22 protein-coding genes are annotated in these 20470 nt (G+C 65.2%); 4 read left to right on the top strand and 18 right to left on the bottom strand.

What is annotated here, in order from left to right; translation table 11 throughout:
* Nucleotides 1-77: 77 nt before the first annotated feature.
* Together ACZK2R_RS03950 and ACZK2R_RS03945 are read right to left on the bottom strand one after the other, a co-directional pair.
* On the bottom strand, nt 78-1064 hold the full coding sequence (locus ACZK2R_RS03950; RefSeq protein ID WP_004153634.1) for a malate dehydrogenase: 987 nt from the start codon (nt 1062-1064) through the stop codon (nt 78-80).
* Nucleotides 1065-1182: 118 nt separating this feature from the next.
* The gene (locus ACZK2R_RS03945; protein WP_004153629.1) at nt 1183-1674 is read right to left on the bottom strand and encodes a peptidylprolyl isomerase; all 492 of its coding nucleotides are present in this window, start codon (nt 1672-1674) and stop codon (nt 1183-1185) included.
* A gap of 273 nt (nt 1675-1947) precedes the next feature.
* On the opposite strand from ACZK2R_RS03945, the gene typA reads away from it, so the two are divergent.
* Genes typA through ACZK2R_RS03930 form a run of 3 tightly spaced genes read left to right on the top strand, consistent with a single transcriptional unit; the run spans nt 1948 to nt 5938 of the window.
* The gene (gene typA / locus ACZK2R_RS03940; protein WP_088024560.1) at nt 1948-3795 is read left to right on the top strand and encodes a translational GTPase TypA; all 1848 of its coding nucleotides are present in this window, start codon (nt 1948-1950) and stop codon (nt 3793-3795) included.
* 11 nt (nt 3796-3806) lie between these two features.
* Entirely contained in the window at nt 3807-4274 is a 468-nt protein-coding gene (locus ACZK2R_RS03935) for a DUF2127 domain-containing protein (RefSeq protein WP_005408223.1), read from the top strand.
* A gap of 41 nt (nt 4275-4315) precedes the next feature.
* On the top strand, nt 4316-5938 hold the full coding sequence (locus tag ACZK2R_RS03930; protein ID WP_049401441.1) for an amidase: 1623 nt from the start codon (nt 4316-4318) through the stop codon (nt 5936-5938).
* Between the two features lie 56 nt (nt 5939-5994).
* Here the strand turns inward: ACZK2R_RS03930 and ACZK2R_RS03925 are convergent, their stop codons facing one another.
* Nucleotides 5995-7137, bottom strand: a complete 1143-nt coding sequence (locus ACZK2R_RS03925; RefSeq protein ID WP_125896002.1) for a mechanosensitive ion channel family protein — start codon at nt 7135-7137, stop codon at nt 5995-5997.
* A 785-nt stretch (nt 7138-7922) separates the two neighbouring features.
* The gene (locus ACZK2R_RS03920; RefSeq protein ID WP_032129763.1) at nt 7923-9314 is read right to left on the bottom strand and encodes a class II 3-deoxy-7-phosphoheptulonate synthase; all 1392 of its coding nucleotides are present in this window, start codon (nt 9312-9314) and stop codon (nt 7923-7925) included.
* A gap of 221 nt (nt 9315-9535) precedes the next feature.
* Between ACZK2R_RS03920 and ACZK2R_RS03915 the strand changes: the two genes are divergently transcribed.
* On the top strand, nt 9536-11662 hold the full coding sequence (locus tag ACZK2R_RS03915) for a TonB-dependent receptor (protein ID WP_180838782.1): 2127 nt from the start codon (nt 9536-9538) through the stop codon (nt 11660-11662).
* A 64-nt stretch (nt 11663-11726) separates the two neighbouring features.
* Here the strand turns inward: ACZK2R_RS03915 and ACZK2R_RS03910 are convergent, their stop codons facing one another.
* From ACZK2R_RS03910 to rpsN, 14 genes are all read right to left on the bottom strand, one after another.
* A complete protein-coding gene (locus tag ACZK2R_RS03910; protein WP_010483974.1) occupies nt 11727-12233 on the bottom strand; it encodes a disulfide bond formation protein B in 507 nt (168 codons plus the stop codon).
* A 185-nt stretch (nt 12234-12418) separates the two neighbouring features.
* On the bottom strand, nt 12419-12802 hold the full coding sequence (rplQ, locus tag ACZK2R_RS03905) for a 50S ribosomal protein L17 (protein ID WP_005408217.1): 384 nt from the start codon (nt 12800-12802) through the stop codon (nt 12419-12421).
* Between the two features lie 191 nt (nt 12803-12993).
* A complete protein-coding gene (locus tag ACZK2R_RS03900) occupies nt 12994-13992 on the bottom strand; it encodes a DNA-directed RNA polymerase subunit alpha (protein WP_010483975.1) in 999 nt (332 codons plus the stop codon).
* 55 nt (nt 13993-14047) lie between these two features.
* Entirely contained in the window at nt 14048-14677 is a 630-nt protein-coding gene (gene rpsD / locus ACZK2R_RS03895) for a 30S ribosomal protein S4 (protein WP_004145446.1), read from the bottom strand.
* A 15-nt stretch (nt 14678-14692) separates the two neighbouring features.
* Entirely contained in the window at nt 14693-15082 is a 390-nt protein-coding gene (rpsK, locus tag ACZK2R_RS03890) for a 30S ribosomal protein S11 (RefSeq protein WP_004145443.1), read from the bottom strand.
* An 11-nt stretch (nt 15083-15093) separates the two neighbouring features.
* A complete protein-coding gene (gene rpsM, locus ACZK2R_RS03885; RefSeq protein WP_004154500.1) occupies nt 15094-15450 on the bottom strand; it encodes a 30S ribosomal protein S13 in 357 nt (118 codons plus the stop codon).
* Nucleotides 15451-15797: 347 nt separating this feature from the next.
* Nucleotides 15798-17165: a preprotein translocase subunit SecY gene (gene secY, locus ACZK2R_RS03880; RefSeq protein ID WP_005408215.1), complete on the bottom strand. Its 1368-nt coding sequence runs from the start codon at nt 17163-17165 to the stop codon at nt 15798-15800.
* 7 nt (nt 17166-17172) lie between these two features.
* Complete coding sequence (rplO, locus tag ACZK2R_RS03875; RefSeq protein ID WP_004154498.1) at nt 17173-17616, bottom strand: 50S ribosomal protein L15; 444 nt, start codon at nt 17614-17616, stop codon at nt 17173-17175.
* Nucleotides 17617-17622: 6 nt separating this feature from the next.
* Nucleotides 17623-17814, bottom strand: a complete 192-nt coding sequence (gene rpmD / locus ACZK2R_RS03870) for a 50S ribosomal protein L30 (RefSeq protein ID WP_004145412.1) — start codon at nt 17812-17814, stop codon at nt 17623-17625.
* Nucleotides 17807-18349, bottom strand: coding sequence for a 30S ribosomal protein S5 (rpsE, locus tag ACZK2R_RS03865; protein WP_004145411.1), 543 nt, complete (start codon nt 18347-18349; stop codon nt 17807-17809). The genes rpmD and rpsE overlap by 8 nt, the downstream gene beginning before the upstream one ends.
* 161 nt (nt 18350-18510) lie before the next feature.
* The gene (gene rplR / locus ACZK2R_RS03860) at nt 18511-18870 is read right to left on the bottom strand and encodes a 50S ribosomal protein L18 (RefSeq protein ID WP_024957318.1); all 360 of its coding nucleotides are present in this window, start codon (nt 18868-18870) and stop codon (nt 18511-18513) included.
* Between the two features lie 80 nt (nt 18871-18950).
* Nucleotides 18951-19475: a 50S ribosomal protein L6 gene (gene rplF / locus ACZK2R_RS03855; RefSeq protein ID WP_010483977.1), complete on the bottom strand. Its 525-nt coding sequence runs from the start codon at nt 19473-19475 to the stop codon at nt 18951-18953.
* Nucleotides 19476-19493: 18 nt separating this feature from the next.
* On the bottom strand, nt 19494-19892 hold the full coding sequence (gene rpsH, locus ACZK2R_RS03850) for a 30S ribosomal protein S8 (RefSeq protein ID WP_005408210.1): 399 nt from the start codon (nt 19890-19892) through the stop codon (nt 19494-19496).
* Nucleotides 19893-20150: 258 nt separating this feature from the next.
* The gene (gene rpsN, locus ACZK2R_RS03845; RefSeq protein WP_005408209.1) at nt 20151-20456 is read right to left on the bottom strand and encodes a 30S ribosomal protein S14; all 306 of its coding nucleotides are present in this window, start codon (nt 20454-20456) and stop codon (nt 20151-20153) included.
* Nucleotides 20457-20470 lie beyond the last annotated feature (14 nt).

Genomic DNA, 20470 nt, shown 5'->3' with positions numbered 1-20470 from the left:
CCCGTTGCTGCGTACCGGCCAACGGCCGGTACCTACCTCGATGGAAGACGTACCGGCTCGCGCCGGTACCGCCTGCATCAGCCCAGCAGGTGGGCGACGCCGGCGCGCTCTTCTTCCAGCTCGGCCAGGGTCTTGTCGATGTACTTCTGGCTGAAGTCGTCGATCGGCAGATCCTTGACCAGGGTGTACTTGCCGTTCTCGGTGGTCACCGCGAAGCCGAAGATCACGCCTTCCGGAATGCCGTAGGAACCGTCGGACGGCACGCCCATGGTGACCCACTTGCCGTTGCTGCCCAGCACCCAGTCACGCACGTGGTCGATGGCTGCGTTGGCGGCCGAAGCAGCCGAGGACGAGCCACGGGCTTCGATGATCGCCGCGCCGCGCTTGCCGACGGTCGGGATGAAGGTGTTGGCGTTCCACTCCTGGTCGTTGATCGCATCGGCGATCGACGCACCATCGGCGGTGGCGAAACGGTAGTCCGGGTACATGGTCGGGCTGTGGTTGCCCCACACGACCAGCTTCTCCATGCCGCCGACCGGCTTGCCGAGCTTGGTCGACAGCTGGCTCAGCGCGCGGTTGTGGTCCAGGCGCAGCATGGCGGTGAAGTTCTCCGGCTTCAGGTCCGGGGCCGACTTCATCGCGATGTAGGCGTTGGTGTTGGCCGGGTTACCGACCACCAGCACCTTCACGTCACGGCTGGCGACCTTGTTCAGCGCCGCGCCCTGGGCGGTGAAGATCTTGGCGTTTTCCAGCAACAGGTCCTTGCGCTCCATGCCCGGGCCACGCGGACGCGCGCCGACCAGCAGGGCGATGTCGGCGTCCTTGAACGCGACTTCGGCATCATCGGTGCCGACCATGCCGGCCAGCAGCGGGAAGGCGCAGTCTTCCAGCTCCATCATCACGCCCTTCAGGGCGGCCTGGGCCTTGTCGACCGGCAGTTCCAGCAGCTGCAGGATGACCGGCTGGTCCTTGCCCAGCATTTCGCCGGAGGCGATGCGGAACAGCAGGGCATAACCGATCTGGCCGGCGGCGCCGGTCACGGCAACACGAACGGGTGCTTTCATGGGGGTTTCCTCTTGCTTGCAAGCGTTTGATGGGACGCCGCGGGCGTGGCCACGCAGGCCTGGCGGGCGGCGGGGAACAGGGAAACGGCCACCCGAGGGTGGCCGTTTCGAAGGGGGATCAGGCGGCGAGGTGCTTGTTCCACTCCGCGACGCGCTCGGCCTGGGCGGCCAGCACGGCGTCGACGTCGCCTTCCAGGGTGATCGAATGGATCACGTCGCCCTGCTTGACCGAATCGACGATGGCCTGGCCTTCCAGGACCTTGCCGAAGACGGTGTGGCGGCCGTCCAGCCAGTCGGTCTTGATGTGGGTGATGAAGAACTGGCTGCCGTTGGTGTTCGGGCCGGCGTTGGCCATCGACAGCGAGCCGACCTCGTGCTTCACGCCATTCTTCTCGTCTTCGAACTTGTAGCCCGGGCCGCCGGTGCCACGACCCTGCGGGCAGCCGCCCTGGATCATGAAGTCGGCGATCACGCGGTGGAAGATCAGGCCGTCATAGAAACCGTGCTTGACCAGGTTCACGAAGTTGGCCACGGTCAGCGGCGCCTTGTCGGCGAACAGCTCGACCTTGATCGGGCCCTGGGTGGTGTCGAAAGTGGCGATGAGGGACATGAAGATCCTTGATGCAGAGGGGAACGCGTCTAGCCACCTAGTTTACACCTGCCTCGTGGCGGCGGCGGCTTCGACCATGGGCGCAGATCCGGGCTTCAGCCACGGGACGGGGTGCCCCGTGGTGCAGGCCAGGCGGCCTCGACCGGCGCCGCGGACCGCCAGCTGAATGGGCCCCGTGACGGGCGTGAAATCCACCTTTTCGCGAATCGTCAAGTTCGACGTATAATGTTGGACTTCTTTTTCCAAATCCGGCGCCGACTGGCCCCCTTTCGTATGTCCATCGAAAATCTTCGCAACATCGCCATCGTCGCCCACGTCGACCATGGCAAGACCACCCTGGTCGACCAGCTGCTGAAGCAGTCCGGCACCCTGTCCGAGCGTACCGTCCTCGCCGAGCGCGTGATGGACAGCAACGACCAGGAAAAGGAACGCGGCATCACCATCCTGGCCAAGAACACCGCCATCACCTGGGAAGACAAGAAGACCGGTATCAAGAACCGGATCAACATCGTCGACACCCCCGGCCACGCCGACTTCGGCGGTGAGGTCGAGCGCGTGCTGTCGATGGTCGACACCGTGCTGATCCTGGTCGATGCGATGGACGGCCCGATGCCGCAGACCCGCTTCGTGACCCAGAAGGCCTTCGCGATGGGCTTCAAGCCGATCGTCGTGGTCAACAAGGTCGACCGTCCGGGCGCCCGTCCGGAATGGGTGATCGACCAGGTCTTCGACCTGTTCGACAAGCTCGGCGCCACCAACGAGCAGCTGGACTTCCCGATCGTCTACGCCTCCGGCCTGAACGGCTATGCCGGCCTGGAAGACACCGTGCGCGACGGCGACATGACCCCGCTGTACGAAGCGATCATGCAGCACGCGCCGCGTCCGGAAGTGGACCCGGAAGGCCCGTTCCAGATGCGCATCAGCCAGCTGGACTACAACAACTTCGTGGGCGTGATCGGCATCGGCCGCATCCAGCGCGGCACCCTGAAGAAGAACATGCAGGTCGCGGTCATCGACCGTGAAGGCAAGAAGCGCAACGGCAAGGTGCTGCAGGTGCTGGGCTTCATGGGCCTGGAGCGCATCGAGCAGGATACCGCCGAGGCCGGCGACATCGTGGCCATCTCCGGCATCCAGGAGCTGACCATCTCCGACACCATCTGCGCACCGGACTTCCCGGAAGCGCTGCCGGCACTGACCGTCGACGAGCCGACCATCTCGATGACCTTCCAGGTCAACAACTCGCCGTTCGCCGGCAACAAGGACCTGTCCGGTGGCAAGTTCCTGACCAGCCGCCAGATCAAGGACCGCCTGGACCGTGAAAAGGTCCACAACGTGGCCCTGAAGGTCGAGCAGCTGGAAGACGCCGACAAGTTCCTGGTTTCCGGCCGTGGCGAACTGCACCTGTCGGTGCTGATCGAGAACATGCGTCGCGAAGGCTACGAGCTGGCCGTGTCGCGCCCGGAAGTGATCATCAAGGAGATCGACGGCCAGATGATGGAGCCGATCGAGCAGCTGGTGGTGGACATCGAAGAAATCCACCAGGGCGGCGTGATGGAAAAGCTGGGCACCCGCAAGGGCCAGCTGAAGAACATGGAATCGGACGGCAAGGGCCGCGTGCGCCTGGAATACTCGATCCCGGCCCGTGGCCTGATCGGTTTCCAGAACGAGTTCAAGACCCTGACCCAGGGTTCGGGCCTGCTGTTCCACGTGTTCGACCACTACGGCCCGAAGGAACAGGGCGCGATCGCCAAGCGCATCAACGGCGTGATGATCGCCAATGCGCCGGGCACCACGCCGGCCTACTCGCTGGGCCCGCTGCAGGAGCGCGGCAAGCTGTTCGCTGCTGAAGGCGACAACGTGTATGAAGGTCAGCTGGTCGGCATCCACTCCAAGGACAACGACCTGACCGTCAACGCGATCAAGACCAAGCCGCTGACCAACATGCGCGCTTCGGGCAAGGACGATGCGATCCAGCTGACCCCGGCGATCAAGTACTCGCTGGAACAGGCCCTGGACTTCATCGAAGACGACGAGCTGGTCGAGATCACCCCGAAGGAGATCCGTCTGCGCAAGAAGTTCCTGACCGAAAGCGACCGCAAGAAGGCTTCGCGCGGCGGCTGAGCCAGCACCCCGTGAACCAGAGCGGCTACAACCCGGATCCACACCGGCATCCGGGTCTCCATGTCATCGCCCTGCTCGAAGCGAGCAAGGCGATGCTGGCGCTGTTGGCCGCCACCGGGCTGGAAGTGCTCGGACCGCAGCCGCTACGGCACGGCATCATGGCCCTGATCCGGCGTTTCAGCCTGGATCCGGACCATGGCACCCTGCCCTCGCTGCTGCACATGATCAGCCCCGACGCGGTCCACCTGGCCGCGGCGGGGATGATCGGCTACGGCCTGCTGCACCTGGTCGAAGCCTGGGGCCTGTGGCGGGCCAAGGCCTGGGCCTCCTGGCTGGGCTGCCTGACCGCCGCCCTGTACCTGCCTTTCGACATCTTCGCGATCATCCGCCACCCCGGCTGGCCGTCGTGGACGATCCTGGCGATCAACCTGATCGTGGTCTACGTGCTCGCCCGCGACCTGCGCAAGCGCCACCGCTGAGCACCGGCTACACTGGGGATTGGAGCCGACCAAGCCGCCCCATGCGCCCGTCCTTGCCGCCTCTGCTGACCTGCCTGCTCGCCGCGCTGCCGGCGCTGCTTTCGGCTGGCTGCAGCCCGGCCACGCCCAGCGCGCATGCGGCCGAACCTGCGAGCCGCAACGTGCCGTTCCCGTACGCCGAAACCGATGTCGCCGACCTGCAGGCGCGGATGACCGCCGGGGAACTGGACAGCACCACCCTGACCCAGGCCTACCTGCAGCGCATCGCCGCGCTGGACCGCACCGGGCCGCGCCTGCGCGCGGTGATCGAGCTCAACCCCGATGCCCTGAAGGAAGCCGCCGCGCGCGACCGCGAACGCCGTGACGGCCGCCTGCGCGGCCCGCTGCATGGCATCCCGCTGCTGTTGAAGGACAACATCAACGCCGCGCCGATGGCCACCAGTGCGGGTTCGCTGGCCCTGCAGGGCTTCCGCCCGGATGACGCCTACCTGGTGCGCCGGCTGCGCGACGCCGGTGCGGTGGTGCTGGGCAAGACCAACCTCAGCGAATGGGCCAACTTCCGCGGCAATGATTCGATCTCCGGCTGGAGCGCGCGTGGCGGCCAGACCCGCAACCCCTATCGCATCAGCCATTCGCCGTGTGGTTCCAGCAGCGGCAGCGCGGTGGCCGTGGCCGCCAACCTGGCCAGCGTGGCGATCGGCACCGAAACCGACGGCAGCATCGTCTGCCCGGCGGCGATCAACGGCGTGGTCGGCCTGAAGCCGACGGTCGGCCTGGTCAGCCGCGAGGGCATCATCCCGATTTCCTTCAGCCAGGACACTGCCGGGCCGATGGCACGCAGCGTCGCCGACGCTGCCGCCGTGCTGACCGCGATCGCCGGCCGCGACGATGCCGATCCGGCCACCGCGACCATGCCCGGCCGTGCGGTCTACGACTACACCGCGCGACTGGACCCGCAGGGCCTGCGCGGCAAGCGCATCGGCCTGCTGCAGACACCGCTGCTGAAGTACCGTGGCATGCCGCCACTGATCGAACAGGCGGCAACCGAGCTGCGCCGCGCCGGCGCCGTGGTGGTGCCGGTGGAGCTGCCCAACCAGGGCGCCTGGGCCGAGGCCGAGCGCACGCTGCTGCTGTACGAATTCAAGGCCGGGCTGGAGCGCTATTTCAGCACCCACCGCGCACCATTGCGCAGCCTGGCCGAACTGATCGCCTTCAACCAGGCGCACAGCAAGCAGGAACTGGGCCTGTTCGGCCAGGAGCTGCTGGTGGAGGCCGATGCCACCGCCGGCCTGGCCGACCCCGCCTATATCCGCGCCCGCAGCGATGCGCGCCGGCTGGCCGGCCCGGAAGGCATCGATGCCGCCCTCGCCGCCCACCAGCTTGATGCACTGGTGGCGCCCACCACCGGCGTGGCATGGCCGATCCGCAGCGAAGGCGACGACTTCCCCGGTGAAAGCTACAGCGCCGCCGCCGTGGCCGGCTATCCCAGCCTCACCGTGCCGATGGGGCAGATCGATGGTCTGCCGGTGGGTCTGCTGTTCATGGGCACCGCCTGGAGCGAGCCGAAGCTGATCGAGATGGCCTACGCCTACGAACAGCGCACGCGCGCGCGGCGCCCACCGCACTTCGATACCGACGCACTGATCGACGCTGGCGAGCCGTGATCCGGTAGTGCCGGCCGCTGGCCGGCAGATCCGGAGTTGCCGGCCAGCGGCCGGCGCTACCGTCCGGGTTCCGGCTCCACCGGCACGATTGCCGCCTCACCATCTTCAGCACCCGGCGAACGCACATCCGCGGTGCGTGCACGTGGACCGCGCGGCATATCCAGCTCATCTTCGTGTTGCAGCCGCGCACGCACCTGCGGCAGCGACTGCGGATGCTCACGGGCGAGGAAATCGAGCATGCGCTCGCGCACCAGGCAACGCAGATCGAAGGCATCGCCCGAGCTGCGCGCGCTGACCAGCAGGCGCACCTGGATCGCACGCTCGCTGGTCTCGGTCACCTGGGTCACGCAGACCCGGCCATCCCACAGCGCTTCGCCACGGCAGATGCGTTCCAGCTCAGCGCGGATCGCGGCAATCGGCGCACGGTAGTCCAACCACAGGAACGCGGTGCCGAGCAGATCGGCGCTGCGCCGCGTCCAGTTCTGGAACGGGTTTTCGATGAACCAGGTCAGCGGCACCACCATCCGTCGCTCATCCCAGATGCGCACCACCACATAGCTGCTGCCGATCTCCTCGATGCGGCCCCACTCGCCCTCGACGATCACCACGTCATCCAGCCGGATCGGCTGCGTCACCGCAATCTGCAGGCCAGCGATCAGGTTGCCGAACACCGGCTTGGCCGCGATACCCGCCACCAGGCCGATCAGGCCTGCCGATGCCAGCAGCGCGGTGCCGATCTTCTGCACCATCGGGAAGGTCAACAGCACCAGCGATGCGCCCAGCACGATGATGCCGCCCATCAGCACGCGGCTGAGCACCCGCGTCTGGGTCTGGATGCGGCGCGCTTCCAGATTGTCGGAGACATCGATGGGATGACTGCGCAGGATCGCGCGCTCGCCCGCCGCCACCGCGCGTACCAGCAACCAGATGAAGCACGCGGTCAGCGCGATGTGCAGCACATGCTGCAGGTTGCCCAGCACCGGCTCCTGCAGTGGCGTGGCCTGCAATGCGGGGATCAACAACAGCAGCGGCCATGCGGTGGCCAGTGGTAACCCGAGCACGCGACCGATGCGTGCACGCCGGCGATCACGCCCTTTCAATCGATGGTAGATCCAGAGGATCAGCCACGCGCCGATGCCACCCACTACTGCTGCCAATCCCAACGGCCATGCGTAGGCCTGTGCGCTTTGCCAGTGCACCGTTGCCACCTCCACTCGAACAGCAAGCGGACAGCCTCGCGCATGACGCATGAGTGTCACGTCAGTCGTTCGTAAGGAGGGTGTTGGTCGGCAGGGCTTGCAGCCCTGCACCTGCTGCGAGCCGAAGCAACAGCAACAGCAACAGCCGAAGCAGAAGCGGGTTTCCTGTGGGGTGGCGGGGCGGGTCCGGTTGCGGGGGACGCTGCAAGTCCCCCTCCGGGGCCCGGCCCAGCCGCCGGCGGCTGTGCGTTCGGGCGCTTGCAAAGCAGTGCTTCGCAAGCAAAGCGCCCTCACCCATGTAAGCTCGGTCGCCGCTTGCTCGTGTGCGCAGTCCTGCGCACACGGCAAGACCAGGGTTGGGCGTCCTGCCCAACCCGCCCGAGGCATGCCTCGGGCCCATGCGGCTCACGCCCCCGCAACCGGCCCCACCCCGCCTTCGACAGTTTTCTGCGATCTGTCGGCATTTTTTGTAGAGCCGAGCCATGCTCGGCTCAAATCTCACAGATATCGAAATATTCGATTCCATTGGAAATTCATCCACGCATAGCGTGGATCTACCGTGTCGACCAAGGTCGACACCTACCAACAGCCGCCGGAATCTGTCAGAGGCGGGGCGGTGTCGGAGTGCGGGGTGTCAGCCGCATGGATGCGGCTGCCAAGCCTACATGGACGTACTTGCGGCGTCCCCGCACTCCGACACCGCCCCGCCAACCCACGGAATGCCCGCTGTTGACGTTGACGTTGACTGCAGCAGGTGCAGGGCTGCAAGCCCTGCCGAAAAACCCTTACCGCACTTGTTCCTGCTTGCGCACGATCGCCATCGCGATCTCCAGCGACTGCTCGTAGTTCAACCGCGGGTCCACCGTCGAACGGTAGGCGCGCTCCAGGTCACGTTCGGTCAGTTCGCGCGCGCCACCGGTGCACTCGGTCACGTCTTCGCCGGTCAGCTCCAGGTGCACACCGCCCAGTCGCGTACCTGCGGCCGCGTGCAGATCGAACGACATCTCCACTTCGCCACGCACGTTGTCGAAGCGGCGTGTCTTGAAACCATTGGCAGTGCTTTCGGTGTTGCCATGCATCGCATCGCACACCCACAGCACGCGGCGGCCATCGCGCTTGACCGCATCCAGCAGCGGCGGCAGCTTCTCGGCGATCTGCGCTGCACCCATGCGGTGGATGAAGCTCAGTCGGCCCGGCTCATCATGCGGGTTGAGCACATCGATCAGGCGCAGCAGCTGGTCCGGCGTCACCGACGGGCCCACCTTGATCGCAATCGGGTTGCGCACGCCACGCAGGTATTCCACGTGCGCGCCATCGAGCGCGGCCGTGCGCATGCCGATCCACGGGTAGTGCGTGCTCAGGTTCAACCAGCCCTGCTGGCGCGGCACCTGCCGGGTCAACGCCTGCTCGTAGGGCAACAGCAGCGCTTCATGCGAGGTGTAGAAATCGATGCGGTTGAGGTTGTGCACGCGGGCCCCGGCCAGGGTCTCCATGAAATGCACTGCATCGCCGATCGAGGCCACCATCTTCTGGTAGTCGGCGGCCAACGGCGAATGGCTCACCCATTCCAGGTTCCAGTACTCGGGGTGGTGCAGGTCAGCGAAACCGCCGTCGATCAGCGCACGCACGAAGTTCATGGTCATCGCCGAGTGCGCGTGGGCCTGCAGCATCCGCTTCGGATCCGGCAGCCGTGCCGCTTCGGTGAAGGCCGGCGCGTTGATGACATCACCGCGGTAGCTGGGCAGGGTCACGCCGTCGCGGGTCTCGGTATCGGCCGAACGTGGCTTGGCGTACTGGCCGGCGAAACGGCCGACGCGGATCACCGGCTGGCGCAGGCCATGCACCAGCACCAGGCTCATCTGCAGCAGCACCTTCAGCCGGTTGGAAATGGTGCCCGATTCGCAGTCGCTGAAGTTCTCCGCGCAGTCGCCGCCCTGCAGCAGGAAGCGCTTGCCTTCCTGCGCCTCGGCCAGCTGCTGCTTCAGCGCCAGGATTTCCCAGGAGGTGACCAGCGGCGGCAGCCGCTTCAGTTCGTGCAGAGCGGCGTCCAGCGCCACCGGGTCCGGGTAGGTCGGCATCTGCAGCGCGGTCTTGCCACGCCAGCTCTCCGGCGACCAGGCGGCGCCAGTGGCGGCTGCGGCGGGATCGGGCACGGGCGGAACGGCGGACAGGCTCATTGCAGACTTCCGGGATGGGGGGCGGTCATGGTCGCAGAGCCAGCCGTTGGCGCAAAGGGCCGACCTGCTCGGCCAGGCCGCCTGAACGGCAGGGAAAGGCCGATGCGAGCAGCCAGATCCCGCATGGTCAGCCGCTCAAGGCTGGCGCATGATCTGTTACGGAGTAACACTTCCACGTCATGGACCGGCCCCTTCCACGCCCTGCCATCACTCTTCCCATCATGAAGCCCTCGCCCCTCGCTACCGGCATCACCTTCGCCCTGGCCCTGGCCAGCCTGCCCGCCTTCGCGGCCGCCGCCGATGGCGCCGGGCCTGCGGTCAAGGACCTGGACACGGTCACCGTCAGCGCCCAGCTCGACCAGGCCCGCAACGCGTTGTCGCCGGACATCGGCAGCAGCCAGTACCAGATCACCGCCGAGGACATCCAGAAGCAGCCGCTGGGCGCCTCCGCGCCGCTCAGCCAGGTGCTGCTGCAGGCACCCGGCGTGGTCCAGGATTCCTATGGCGGCGTGCACGTGCGCGGCGACCACGCCAACCTGCAGTACCGGATCAACGGCGTGTTGCTGCCCGAGTCGATTTCCGGCTTCGGCCAGACCCTGGATGCGCGCACCATCAAGAGAATCCGCCTGATGGACGGCGCGTTGCCGGCGCAGTTCGGCGAGCGCACCGCGGCGGTGGTCGACATCACCACCCGCAATGGCGCCGAGCTGGGCAACGGTGGCAGCGCCGGACTGACCACCGGCTCGTTCGGCAAGGTGAACCCGAATGCCTCCTGGTGGGGCAACCAGGGACGCTGGAGCTGGTTCCTGACCGGCAACTACGACCAGAACGAAGTCGGCCTGGAGAATCCGACCAACTCGCGCAAGCCGCTGCACGACGATACCCACCAGGGCAAGGCCTTCGCCGACCTGACCTACCTGGTCAACGAGAACACCCGCCTGAGCGTGTTCGCCGGTTTCGCCAACAACCGTTTCCAGATTCCGGTCAATCCAGGGCAGACGCCGCAGTTCGGTTACCTGGACACCACCACCTTCGATTCCAGCCAGCTGGATGAGACCCAGCGCGAGACCACCCGCTTCGGCATGCTGGTACTGCAGGGCACGCTGGGCAACACCGCCTACCAGCTGTCCGCCGGGCAGCGCTACAGCGATGCAGCGTTCAACCCGGACGTCATCGGCGATCTGGTGTTCAGTGGCGTCGCCTCGCAGGTGCAGCGCAGCAACCGTGCCAACACCCTGCAGGCCGACTTCTCCACACCACTGGGCAACGACCACACGCTGCGCTACGGCTTGTACGGCAACTACGAGAACGCACGGGCCAGCAGCAACACCTGGGTGTTCCCGGTTGATGACGGCGGCCAGCAGTCCAGCACCACGCCGCTGCTGATTCCTGACCACAGCGCCTTCCATGCCAGCATGCTGGCGTTGTACGTACAGGATGAGTGGAAAATCGGCGACGACTGGACCGTCAACTACGGTCTGCGCGGTGACCGCTACAAGGCCTTCGGCCGCACCGAGGGCCAGCTCAGCCCGCGCGTGGGCGTGGTCTGGAATGCCAGCGACAGCACCACCGTGCATGCCGGCTATTCGCGCTATTTCACGCCACCGGCCAGTGAACTGATCGCCAGCAGCGACATCGCCCTGTACGACGGCACCACCAACCAGCAGCCCAGCGGCGGCAACAACACGCCGCTGGCCGAGCGCAGCGACTACTACGACATCGGCGTCTCGCAGCAGCTGGGTGAACACCTGACCCTGGGCCTGGACGCTTACGACCGCCGCGTCGCCCGCCTGCAGGACGAAGGCCAGTTCGGCGCCGCCTACATCTACTCGACCTTCAACTACCGCCGCGGACACATCCGTGGCCTGGAGTTCAGTGCCGACTACAGCAACGGCCCGTTCAGCGCCTACTTCAATGCGGCGCTGAACAAGGCCATCGGTACGGATGTCATCACCAGCCAGTACAACCTCGATCCCGAGGCGCTGGCCTATGTGGCCAACCACTGGATCCACCTGGACCACGACCAGAAGCTGACCTCGTCGGGTGGCCTCAGCTACGCCTTCGCCGGGCACAACCGGATCGGGGCCAACTACGTGTTCGGCAGTGGCCTGCGTTCGGACATCGAGGGCGTACCCAACGGTGGCGAGCTGCCGTCCTACCTGCAGGTGAACCTCAGCGCCGGGCACGACTTCAACGTCGACAGCGGCCATCCACTGCATGTGCAGCTGGCGGTGATCAACGCGTTGGACCGCAGCTACCAGCTGCGCGATGGCGGTGGCGTCGGCGTGTTCGCCCCGCAATGGGGACCGCGCCGCGGCGCCTACCTGAGCCTGCAGCAGGATTTCTGAGATAGTGCCGGCCGCTGGCCGGCATTCCCGCGGTGTGCCGGCCAGCGGCCGGCACTACCCTGCTTCAGCGCTTGACCTTGCGCAGCGACACCACCAGCGCCCACAGCGCCAGCAGCACGAACCACACGCCCGACCACATCGGCATGGTCAGGCCCAGGAAGGTCCAGTCGATGTTGCCGCAGTTGCCAGTGCCGGTCAGCACCGTGCGGAACACTTCCAGCGGCCCCATGGTTTCGCTCAGGAAGGCCAGCGGCGGGCCACAGGTGGACCCCATTTCCGGCGGCAGCATCTGCACGTAGACGTGGCGCGCGGCGATGCCCACGCCCACTGCGGCGGCAATGAACGCCAGCACGCCATAGGTCGCGCGTCCGGGGCGGTTGGACGGACCATGCAGTGCACCGATCAGGAACAGCAGGCCAAGCGCAGCGAAGGCCAGGCGCTGGAAGATGCACAGCGGACACGGCTCCAGGCCCATCTTCAGCTGCAGGAAGATCGCGTAGCCAAGCAGGCCCGCGCAGATCAGGAAGCCCAGGAAGAACTGGGCGCGGAAGGGCCAGCGCAGTGGATTCATCGTCAACGCTCGAATGGATCAGGCGCCAAGCGTAACCGAGAGTGCGCGCCATTCGAACCGCCACAGGTGACGCCTGTCGGAACGGTGTGGGTCAGAGCCCTGTCCTGCAGAAAGGGATCCGCCCCCGGAAACGCAAAAGCCCGGCAGAGGCCGGGCTTTCGCTGTGTCGCATTGGAGCGGTCCGATTACTCGGCCACTTCCTCGGCCACGACCGGACGGTCAACCAGCTCGACGTAGGCCATCGGCGCGTTGTCGCCAGCGCGGAAGCCGCACTTCAGCAGACGCAGGTAGCCGCCCGGACGGTTCGCGTAGCGCGGGCCCAGGATGGTGAACAGGTTGCCCACGGCTTCGTTGTCGCGCAGGCGGGCGAAGGCCAGACGGCGGTTGGCGACGGAATCGACCTTGGCCAGGGTGATCAGCGGCTCGGCAACGCGGCGCAGTTCCTTGGCCTTCGGCAGGGTGGTCTTGATCAGCTCGTGCTTGAACAGCGAGGCAGCCATGTTCTTGAACATCGCTTCGCGGTGGGCGCTGGTACGGCTGAACTTACGGCCAGACTTCTGGTGACGCATGGTGATATTCCTTGGTTAATGATGAGACTGTGCGGATCGTTGTCGCCATCCTGGCGTTGCTGCGCGGACTGCGGTTGGTCCTGGCCGCCCGTCCTGGACGACCTGCCACGCGAACCTGGGGTTCGTCATGGCATGTTGTGTTGCGTTGAAGGCCCCACCGCGAACGGTGGAGCCTTCAGGCATTACCGATATCAGCCCAGCATGCCGTGGCTGGCGACACCGGCCGGCGGCCAGTTCTCCAGCTTCATGCCGAGCGACAGGCCGCGCTGAGCCAGCACTTCCTTGATCTCGGTGAGCGACTTCTTGCCCAGGTTCGGGGTCTTCAGCAGCTCCACTTCGGTCTTCTGGATCAGATCGCCGATGTAGTAGATGCTTTCAGCCTTCAGGCAGTTGGCCGAACGCACGGTCAGCTCCAGATCGTCGATCGGGCGCAGCAGCACCGGATCCACGCCGTTGTTGGCCGGCTTGGCTGCACCGCGGTCGCGGTGGGTGAAGTCACCGAACACCGACAGCTGGTCGCTGAGGATGTCGGCGGCGGTGCGCACGGCTTCCTCGGCGTCGATGGTGCCGTTGGTCTCGATATCGATGACCAGCTTGTCCAGGTCGGTACGCTGTTCGACGCGGGCCGCTTCCACGGCATAGGCGACGCGGCGGACCGGCGAGAACGAGGCATCCAGGACCAGACGGCCGATGGCACGGGTTTCTTCGTCCGGACGACGACGCGCGGCAGCCGGCTGGTAGCCGAAACCACGTTCGATCTTCAGACGCATGTTGATCGCCGTATCCTTGGTCAGGTGGCAGATCACGTGTTCGCCGTTCAGGATCTCCACATTGTGGTCGACCTTGATATCGGCAGCGGTGACAACGCCCGGGCCCTGCTTGGACAGGGACAGGGTGGCGCTGTCGCCGGAGTGCATACGGATGGCCACGTCCTTGAGGTTCAGCAGGACTTCGAGCACGTCCTCCTGCAGACCTTCGACCGTGGTGTACTCATGCAACACGCCGTCGATTTCGACTTCCGTGATGGCGAAGCCCGGGATGGACGACAGCAGCACGCGACGCAGGGCATTACCCAGCGTATGCCCGTAACCCCGCTCCAAAGGTTCGATAACGACCTTTGCACGGGTGTCGGTAAGGCGTTCGATCTGCGGACCGCGAGGACGCAGAACCTGGTTGGCGGTAACCGTCATGTTGCGGGTTCTCCTAGTGAACCCCCGGCCGTCGCCGGGGGCTCTCCAATGTGAATTACTTCGAATACAGCTCGACGATCAGCGCTTCGTTGATGTCCGCAGGCAGATCCGAACGATCCGGAACAGCCTTGAAGATGCCGGTGAACTTCCCGGAATCCACTTCAACCCACGACGGGCTCAGGTCATGCTGGGCGGCGACGGTCAGGGCTTCCTGGACGCGCAGCTGCTTGGCAGCCTTTTCAGACAGAGCGATGGCGTCGCCAGCCTTGACCTGGTACGAAGCCAGGTTGACCGACTTGCCATTCACGGTGACGCCGCGGTGCGACACCAGCTGACGGGCAGCCGGACGGGTCACGGCGAAGCCCATGCGGTAGACGACGTTGTCCAGGCGGGTTTCCAGCAGCTGCAGCAGGTTCTCGCCGGTGTTGCCCTTCTTGGTCGAGGCCTTCTTGTAGTAGTTGCGGAACTGACGCTCCAGCAGGCCGTAGATACGCTTGACCTTCTGCTTTTCACGCAGCTGGGTGGCGTAGTCGGACAGCTTGCCCTTGCGGGCAGTGGCGCCGTGCTGGCCGGGCTTCTGCTCCAGCTTGCACTTCGAGTCCAGCGCACGCGCCGGGCTCTTCAGGGACAGGTCGGCGCCTTCGCGACGGGCGAGCTTACAGGTAGGACCGATATAACGAGCCATTTCTTATCGCTCCCTTTAGACGCGACGCTTCTTCGGCGGACGGCACCCGTTGTGCGGGATAGGCGTCACGTCGATGATGTTGGTGATCTTGTAGCCGACGTTGTTCAACGAACGCACGGCCGACTCACGGCCCGGACCCGGGCCCTTGATGCGGACTTCCAGCGACTTCACGCCGTAGTCCAGCGCAGCACGACCGGCCTTTTCAGCAGCCACCTGGGCAGCGAACGGGGTCGACTTGCGCGAACCGCGGAAGCCAGCGCCACCGGAGGTCGCCCACGACAGAGCGTTGCCCTGGCGGTCGGTGATGGTGACGATGGTGTTGTTGAACGAAGCGTGGACGTGGGCAACGCCGTCGGTGACGACGCGCTTGATCTTCTTCTTGGTCTTAGCAGCGGGCTTAGCCATTTCTCAGTCCCTTACTTCTTGATCGCCTTGCGCGGACCCTTGCGGGTGCGGGCGTTGGTACGGGTGCGCTGGCCACGCAGCGGGAGGCCACGACGGTGACGCAGGCCGCGGTAGCAGCCCAGGTCCATCAGGCGCTTGATCGCGATGCCGATCTCACGGCGCAGATCGCCTTCCACGATGTACTTGCCGACTTCGGCGCGCAGGCGCTCGATTTCCGGCTCCGACAGATCGCGGATCTTGGTGGTCGAAGCAACGCCTGCGACTTCGCAGACCTTCTTCGAACGGGTACGGCCGATGCCGTAAATGCTTTGCAACCCGACCCAGACGTGCTTCTGGGCTGGCAGGTTGACGCCTGCAATACGCGCCATGACGCGGTTCTCCAGCTGAGTGATGGCCGACAGCGCGCCTCGGGCACGCCAATCCGGCAGGATGGATCAAAAAAGTGAACTAGCGATACTAACAAGGTTCCGGTTTACATGGAAGCCCGTGAAACCATTGGTTTCATGAACCCGGCCTGGGGAGTGTGCCCAGGCTCCGGCGCCGGATGGGGTTGGACCTGGGGTTTCCCCCGGAGCCGCCCGCGCTACTCCAGCGCGGGACCACCTCATCACACCCCCACCCGGAACCGCTGCGGGGGCCGCCCTTCGTTTGTGTGGCCGGAGTCCGCGAAGCGGAGGGACCATCACGTCAGGAAGACGAAAGTATAACAGGCCAATCAGCCGCGGGCAAAACCGCCGCGGTTGCCGCCCTTCAGGTTGGCCTTCTTCAGCAGGCTCTCGTACTGGTGGGACATCAGGTGCGCCTGCACCTGGGCGATGAAGTCCATCACCACCACCACCACGATCAGCAGCGAAGTACCACCGAAGTAGAACGAGGCGTTCAGCTGCGTGCGCATCAGTTCCGGCAGCAGGCAGACGATCACCAGGTAGGCCGAGCCGGCTGCGGTCAGGCGGGTCAGCACGCCGTCGATGTAGTCGGCGGTTGCCTTGCCCGGACGGATGCCCGGAATCAGCGCGCCCGACTTCTTCAGGTTGTCGGCGGTTTCCTGCGAGTTGAACACCAGCGCGGTATAGAAGAACGCGAAACCGGTGATCAGCGCAGCGAACACGATCATGTGCAGCGGCTCGCCCGGGCCGAGCGCGTTGGCGACCTTCTGCAGGACCTGGCCGAAGCTGCTCTGGTTGGCAGCCTGGCCGGACCACATGGCCAGGGTGGCCGGGAAGGCCAGCAGGCTCGAGGCGAAGATCGCCGGGATGACGCCGGCCATGTTGAGCTTCAGCGGCAGGAACGAGGTCTGGTTCATGTACGCGTTGCGACCGCCCTGGCGGCGCGCGTAGTTGACCGTGATCCGGCGCTGGCCACGCTCGACGAACACCACGAAGAAGGTGAAGGCGAGCACGACGATGGCGATCAGCAGCAGCTGGATGAACTGGATGTTGCCGTCGCGGTAGGCGTCGAAGGTGTGGATGATCGCACCCGGCAGGCCAGCGACGATACCGGCGAAGATGATCAGCGACACGCCGTTGCCGATGCCGCGTTCGGTGACCTGCTCACCGACCCACATCAGGAACATGGTGCCGGCGGTCAGCGCGACCACGGCGGTGAGCACGAAGCCCATGCCCGGTGCGTACACGACCGGAGCGCCCGACGGCGAGACCTGGCCCTGCAGGGCCAGTGCGATCGAGCCGCCCTGCACCACTGCCAGCAGCACGGCGCCGATGCGCGAATACTGGGTGATCTTGCGGCGGCCGGACTCACCTTCCTTCTGCATCGCCTTCAGGGCGGGGAAGATATGCACGGCCAGCTGCATCACGATCGATGCCGAAATGTATGGCATCACGTTCAGCGCGAAGATGCTGAAACGGTGCAGGGCGCCGCCCGAGAACATGTTGAACATGTCCACGATGCCGCCGCCCTGCTGTTGCATCATGGCAAGCATGGCATCGGGATTGACGCCCGGCACCGGCACGTAGCAGCCGATGCGATAGACGATCAAAGCCCCGACGACGAACAGCAAACGTTGGCGAAGTTCAGTGAACTTGCCCATTCCGCCCGCGAGGTTACCGATGCCAGCTTGCGCCATGATTTTCTTACTCCGTTACGCTGCCGCCGGCAGCTTCGATCGCAGCCTTGGCACCAGCCGTGGCAGCGATACCCTTCAGGGTGAACGCCTTGGTCACTTCGCCCTTGACGACGACCTTGGCCTTCTTTGCAGTGCTCGGGACCAGCTTGGCAGCACGCAGGGCGGCGAAGTCGATCTCACCGGCCGGCAGCTTGTCCAGCGCGTACAGCAGCACTTCAGCGGTGTCCTTGGCGATCGGCGAACGGAAGCCGATCTTCGGCAGACGACGCTGCATGGGGGTCTGGCCGCCTTCGAAGCCAGCCTTGATCTTGCCGCCACCCTTACGGGCGAACGAACCCTTGTGGCCGCGGCCGGCAGTCTTGCCCAGGCCCGAGCCGATACCGCGACCGACGCGGGTGCGCTCGGTGCGGGCGCCCGGTGCCGGGCTCAGTTCATTGAGACGCAGAGTCATGATCGATTACTCCTCAACCTTGACGAGGTAGTGAACGGTGTTGATCAGACCGCGAACCTGCGGGCTGTCCTTCAGTTCACGCACATCGTTGAGCTTGTTCAGACCCAGAGCACGCACCGACAGGCGGTGACGCGACTGAGCACCACGCAGGCCGCGCACCAGGCGCACCTTCACAGTCTTGTTGGACTCATTAGCCATGGTTGAGTTCCTCCACCTTCTTGCCGCGCTTGGCCGCGATGCGAGCCGGCGACTGCGCAGCAGACAGGCCCTTCACGGTGGCACGCACCAGGTTGATCGGGTTGCGCGAACCGGTGGCCTTGGCCAGCACGTTCTTCACGCCAACGGCTTCCAGCACGGCGCGCATGGCACCGCCGGCGATGACGCCGGTACCTTCCGAAGCCGGCTGCATGAACACGCGGGCTGCGCCGTGACCATCCTTGATGGTGTGCCACAGGGTGCCGTTGTTCAGGTCAACGCTGACCAGGTTCTTGCGGGCCTGTTCCATCGACTTCTGGATGGCGACCGGCACTTCGCGGGCCTTGCCATAGCCGAAACCGACCTTGCCTTCGCCGTCGCCGACCACGGTCAGGGCGGTGAAGGTGAACTGGCGGCCACCCTTGACGGTCTTGCTGACGCGGTTGACCGCGACCAGCTTTTCGATCATGCCGTCATCGACTTTCTCTTCGCGGTTACGGTCGCGATCGCGACCCCGCTGCTGACGCTCTTCTGCCATTTTGATTCCTTGGTAGTTTGGGTATGTACGGCTCGGGGCCGCTTATGGTTGTGGAATGTCGCGTTGTTCCGGTGGGCCACTGCAGAAGAGTGGCGCCGTCCAGCCTCACTCAGGCGGGCGAGCAGGCGGGCAGGAGACCACAGGTCCCCTGCCCTTATCCCTTAGAACTGCAGGCCGGCTTCGCGGGCGGCTTCTGCCAGGGCCTTGATGCGGCCGTGGTAGCGGTAGCCCGAACGATCGAAGGCAACCTTCTCGACGCCGGCGGCCTTGGCGCGCTCAGCGACGATACGGCCGACCTTGGCGGCGGCGTCGGCGTTCTTGCCGTTCTTCAGGCCTTCCATGACGTCGGTCTGGGTGGTGTTGGCAGCAGCCAGCACCTTGGAACCGTCGGCGGTGAAGACCTGGGCGTACAGGTGCTGGCCGGTGCGCAGCACCGACAGGCGGGCGACGCCGAGCTCACGGATGTGGGCGCGGGTCGACTTGGCGCGACGCAGGCGGGCGATGTTCTTGTTCATTTTGATTATTCCTTGAAAGCTGAAGGTTGGGCTTTTCCCTGAGGAGTCCGCACAAGGATGTGCGGGCTCTTGCGAGGGACTCGCACTTACGCCTTCTTGGCTTCCTTACGGATGATGACTTCGTCGGAGTACTTCACGCCCTTGCCCTTGTACGGCTCCGGCTTGCGGAACGCACGGATCTTGGCGGCAACTTCACCGACGACCTGCTTGTCAGCGCCCTGGACCAGGATCTCGGTCTGGGTCGGGGTGGTGATGGTGATGCCTTCCGGCGCCACGAACACGACCGGGTGCGAGAAGCCCAGCGACAGGCTCAGGTCCTTGCCCTGCATGGCAGCGCGGTAACCCACGCCGACCAGCTCCAGCTTGCGCTCGAAGCCTTCGGACACGCCCTTGACCATGTTGGCCAGGATCGCACGCACGGTACCGGTCAGTGCGACCAGCTCGGCGTTCTCGGTGCTCAGGGTGGCAACGCCGTTGTCGACGTTGATGGCAATACCGGCCGGCTTGGCCAGCGACAGGGAACCCTTCGGGCCCTTGGCGGTGACGCTGTCCGACTGGACGTTCAGTTCAACCTTACCCAGGTCGATCGGCTTCTTGGCTACGCGGGACATAGTTCTACTCCTTTCGCCTTAGGCCACGAAGCACAGGACTTCGCCGCCGACGCCCAGCTGGCGCGCCTGCGCATCAGTCATGATGCCCTTGGAGGTGGAAATGATGGAGATACCCAGGCCGTTCATGACCTTCGGCAGCTCGCTCTTGCCGCGGTACTGGCGCAGGCCCGAACGCGAGAAGCGCTTCAGGGTCGCGATGACCGGCTTGCCTTCGAAATACTTCAGCACGATTTCCAGCTCGGACTTGTTGTTTTCCAGCTGGGTCACGCGCAGGTCGGTGATGTAACCCTCGTCCTTCAGGACCTGGGCGATCGCAACCTTGATCTTGGACGACGGGGCTTTCACCGTCTGCTTGCCAACCGCGGCCGCATTCTTGATGCGGACCAGCAGGTCGGCGATGGGATCAGTCATGCTCATATGAGTACCTTTGAGTGCACCGATATCCGCTTTCGCGAAAATCTGTTGTCTCCTGGAAACGGGCCAGGTCCCTTGATGCAGCGGGCCAAGGGCCCACTCCTACAACCCCGTTTGCACAGGGCAAGACGCGGGAGTATACGCCAAAAGAGCCCGGCTTGCGCCGGGCTCTTCGGTTTTTTTGCGTCGGGAAAGCTGAATGCCTCCCCTGCCCGGTTCAGGCACCCCCGAAGGGGCGCCTGATCGCAGGGCCGGCTGGGATTACCAGCTGGCCTTGCGCAGACCCGGGACGTCGCCACGCATGGTGGCTTCACGCAGCTTGTTACGGCCCAGGCCGAACTTGCTGTAGACGCCACGCGGACGACCCGACAGCTCGCAACGGTTGCGCTGGCGGCTCGGCGACGAATCGCGCGGCAGCTTGGCCAGCTTGGTTGCGGCGTCGATCTTCTCTTCGTAGGTCGCGTCCACGGAGGACACGATCTTCTTCAGAGCTGCACGCTTTTCAGCGTACTTCTTTGCCAGCTTTTCCCGCTTGATGTCGCGGTTGACCATGGAGGTCTTTGCCATTTCGGTTTCCTCGA

The sequence above is a fragment of the Stenotrophomonas sp. 96582_Sma genome (genome assembly GCF_056480905.1).
This window is presented reverse-complemented; position numbering and strand designations above follow the sequence as displayed.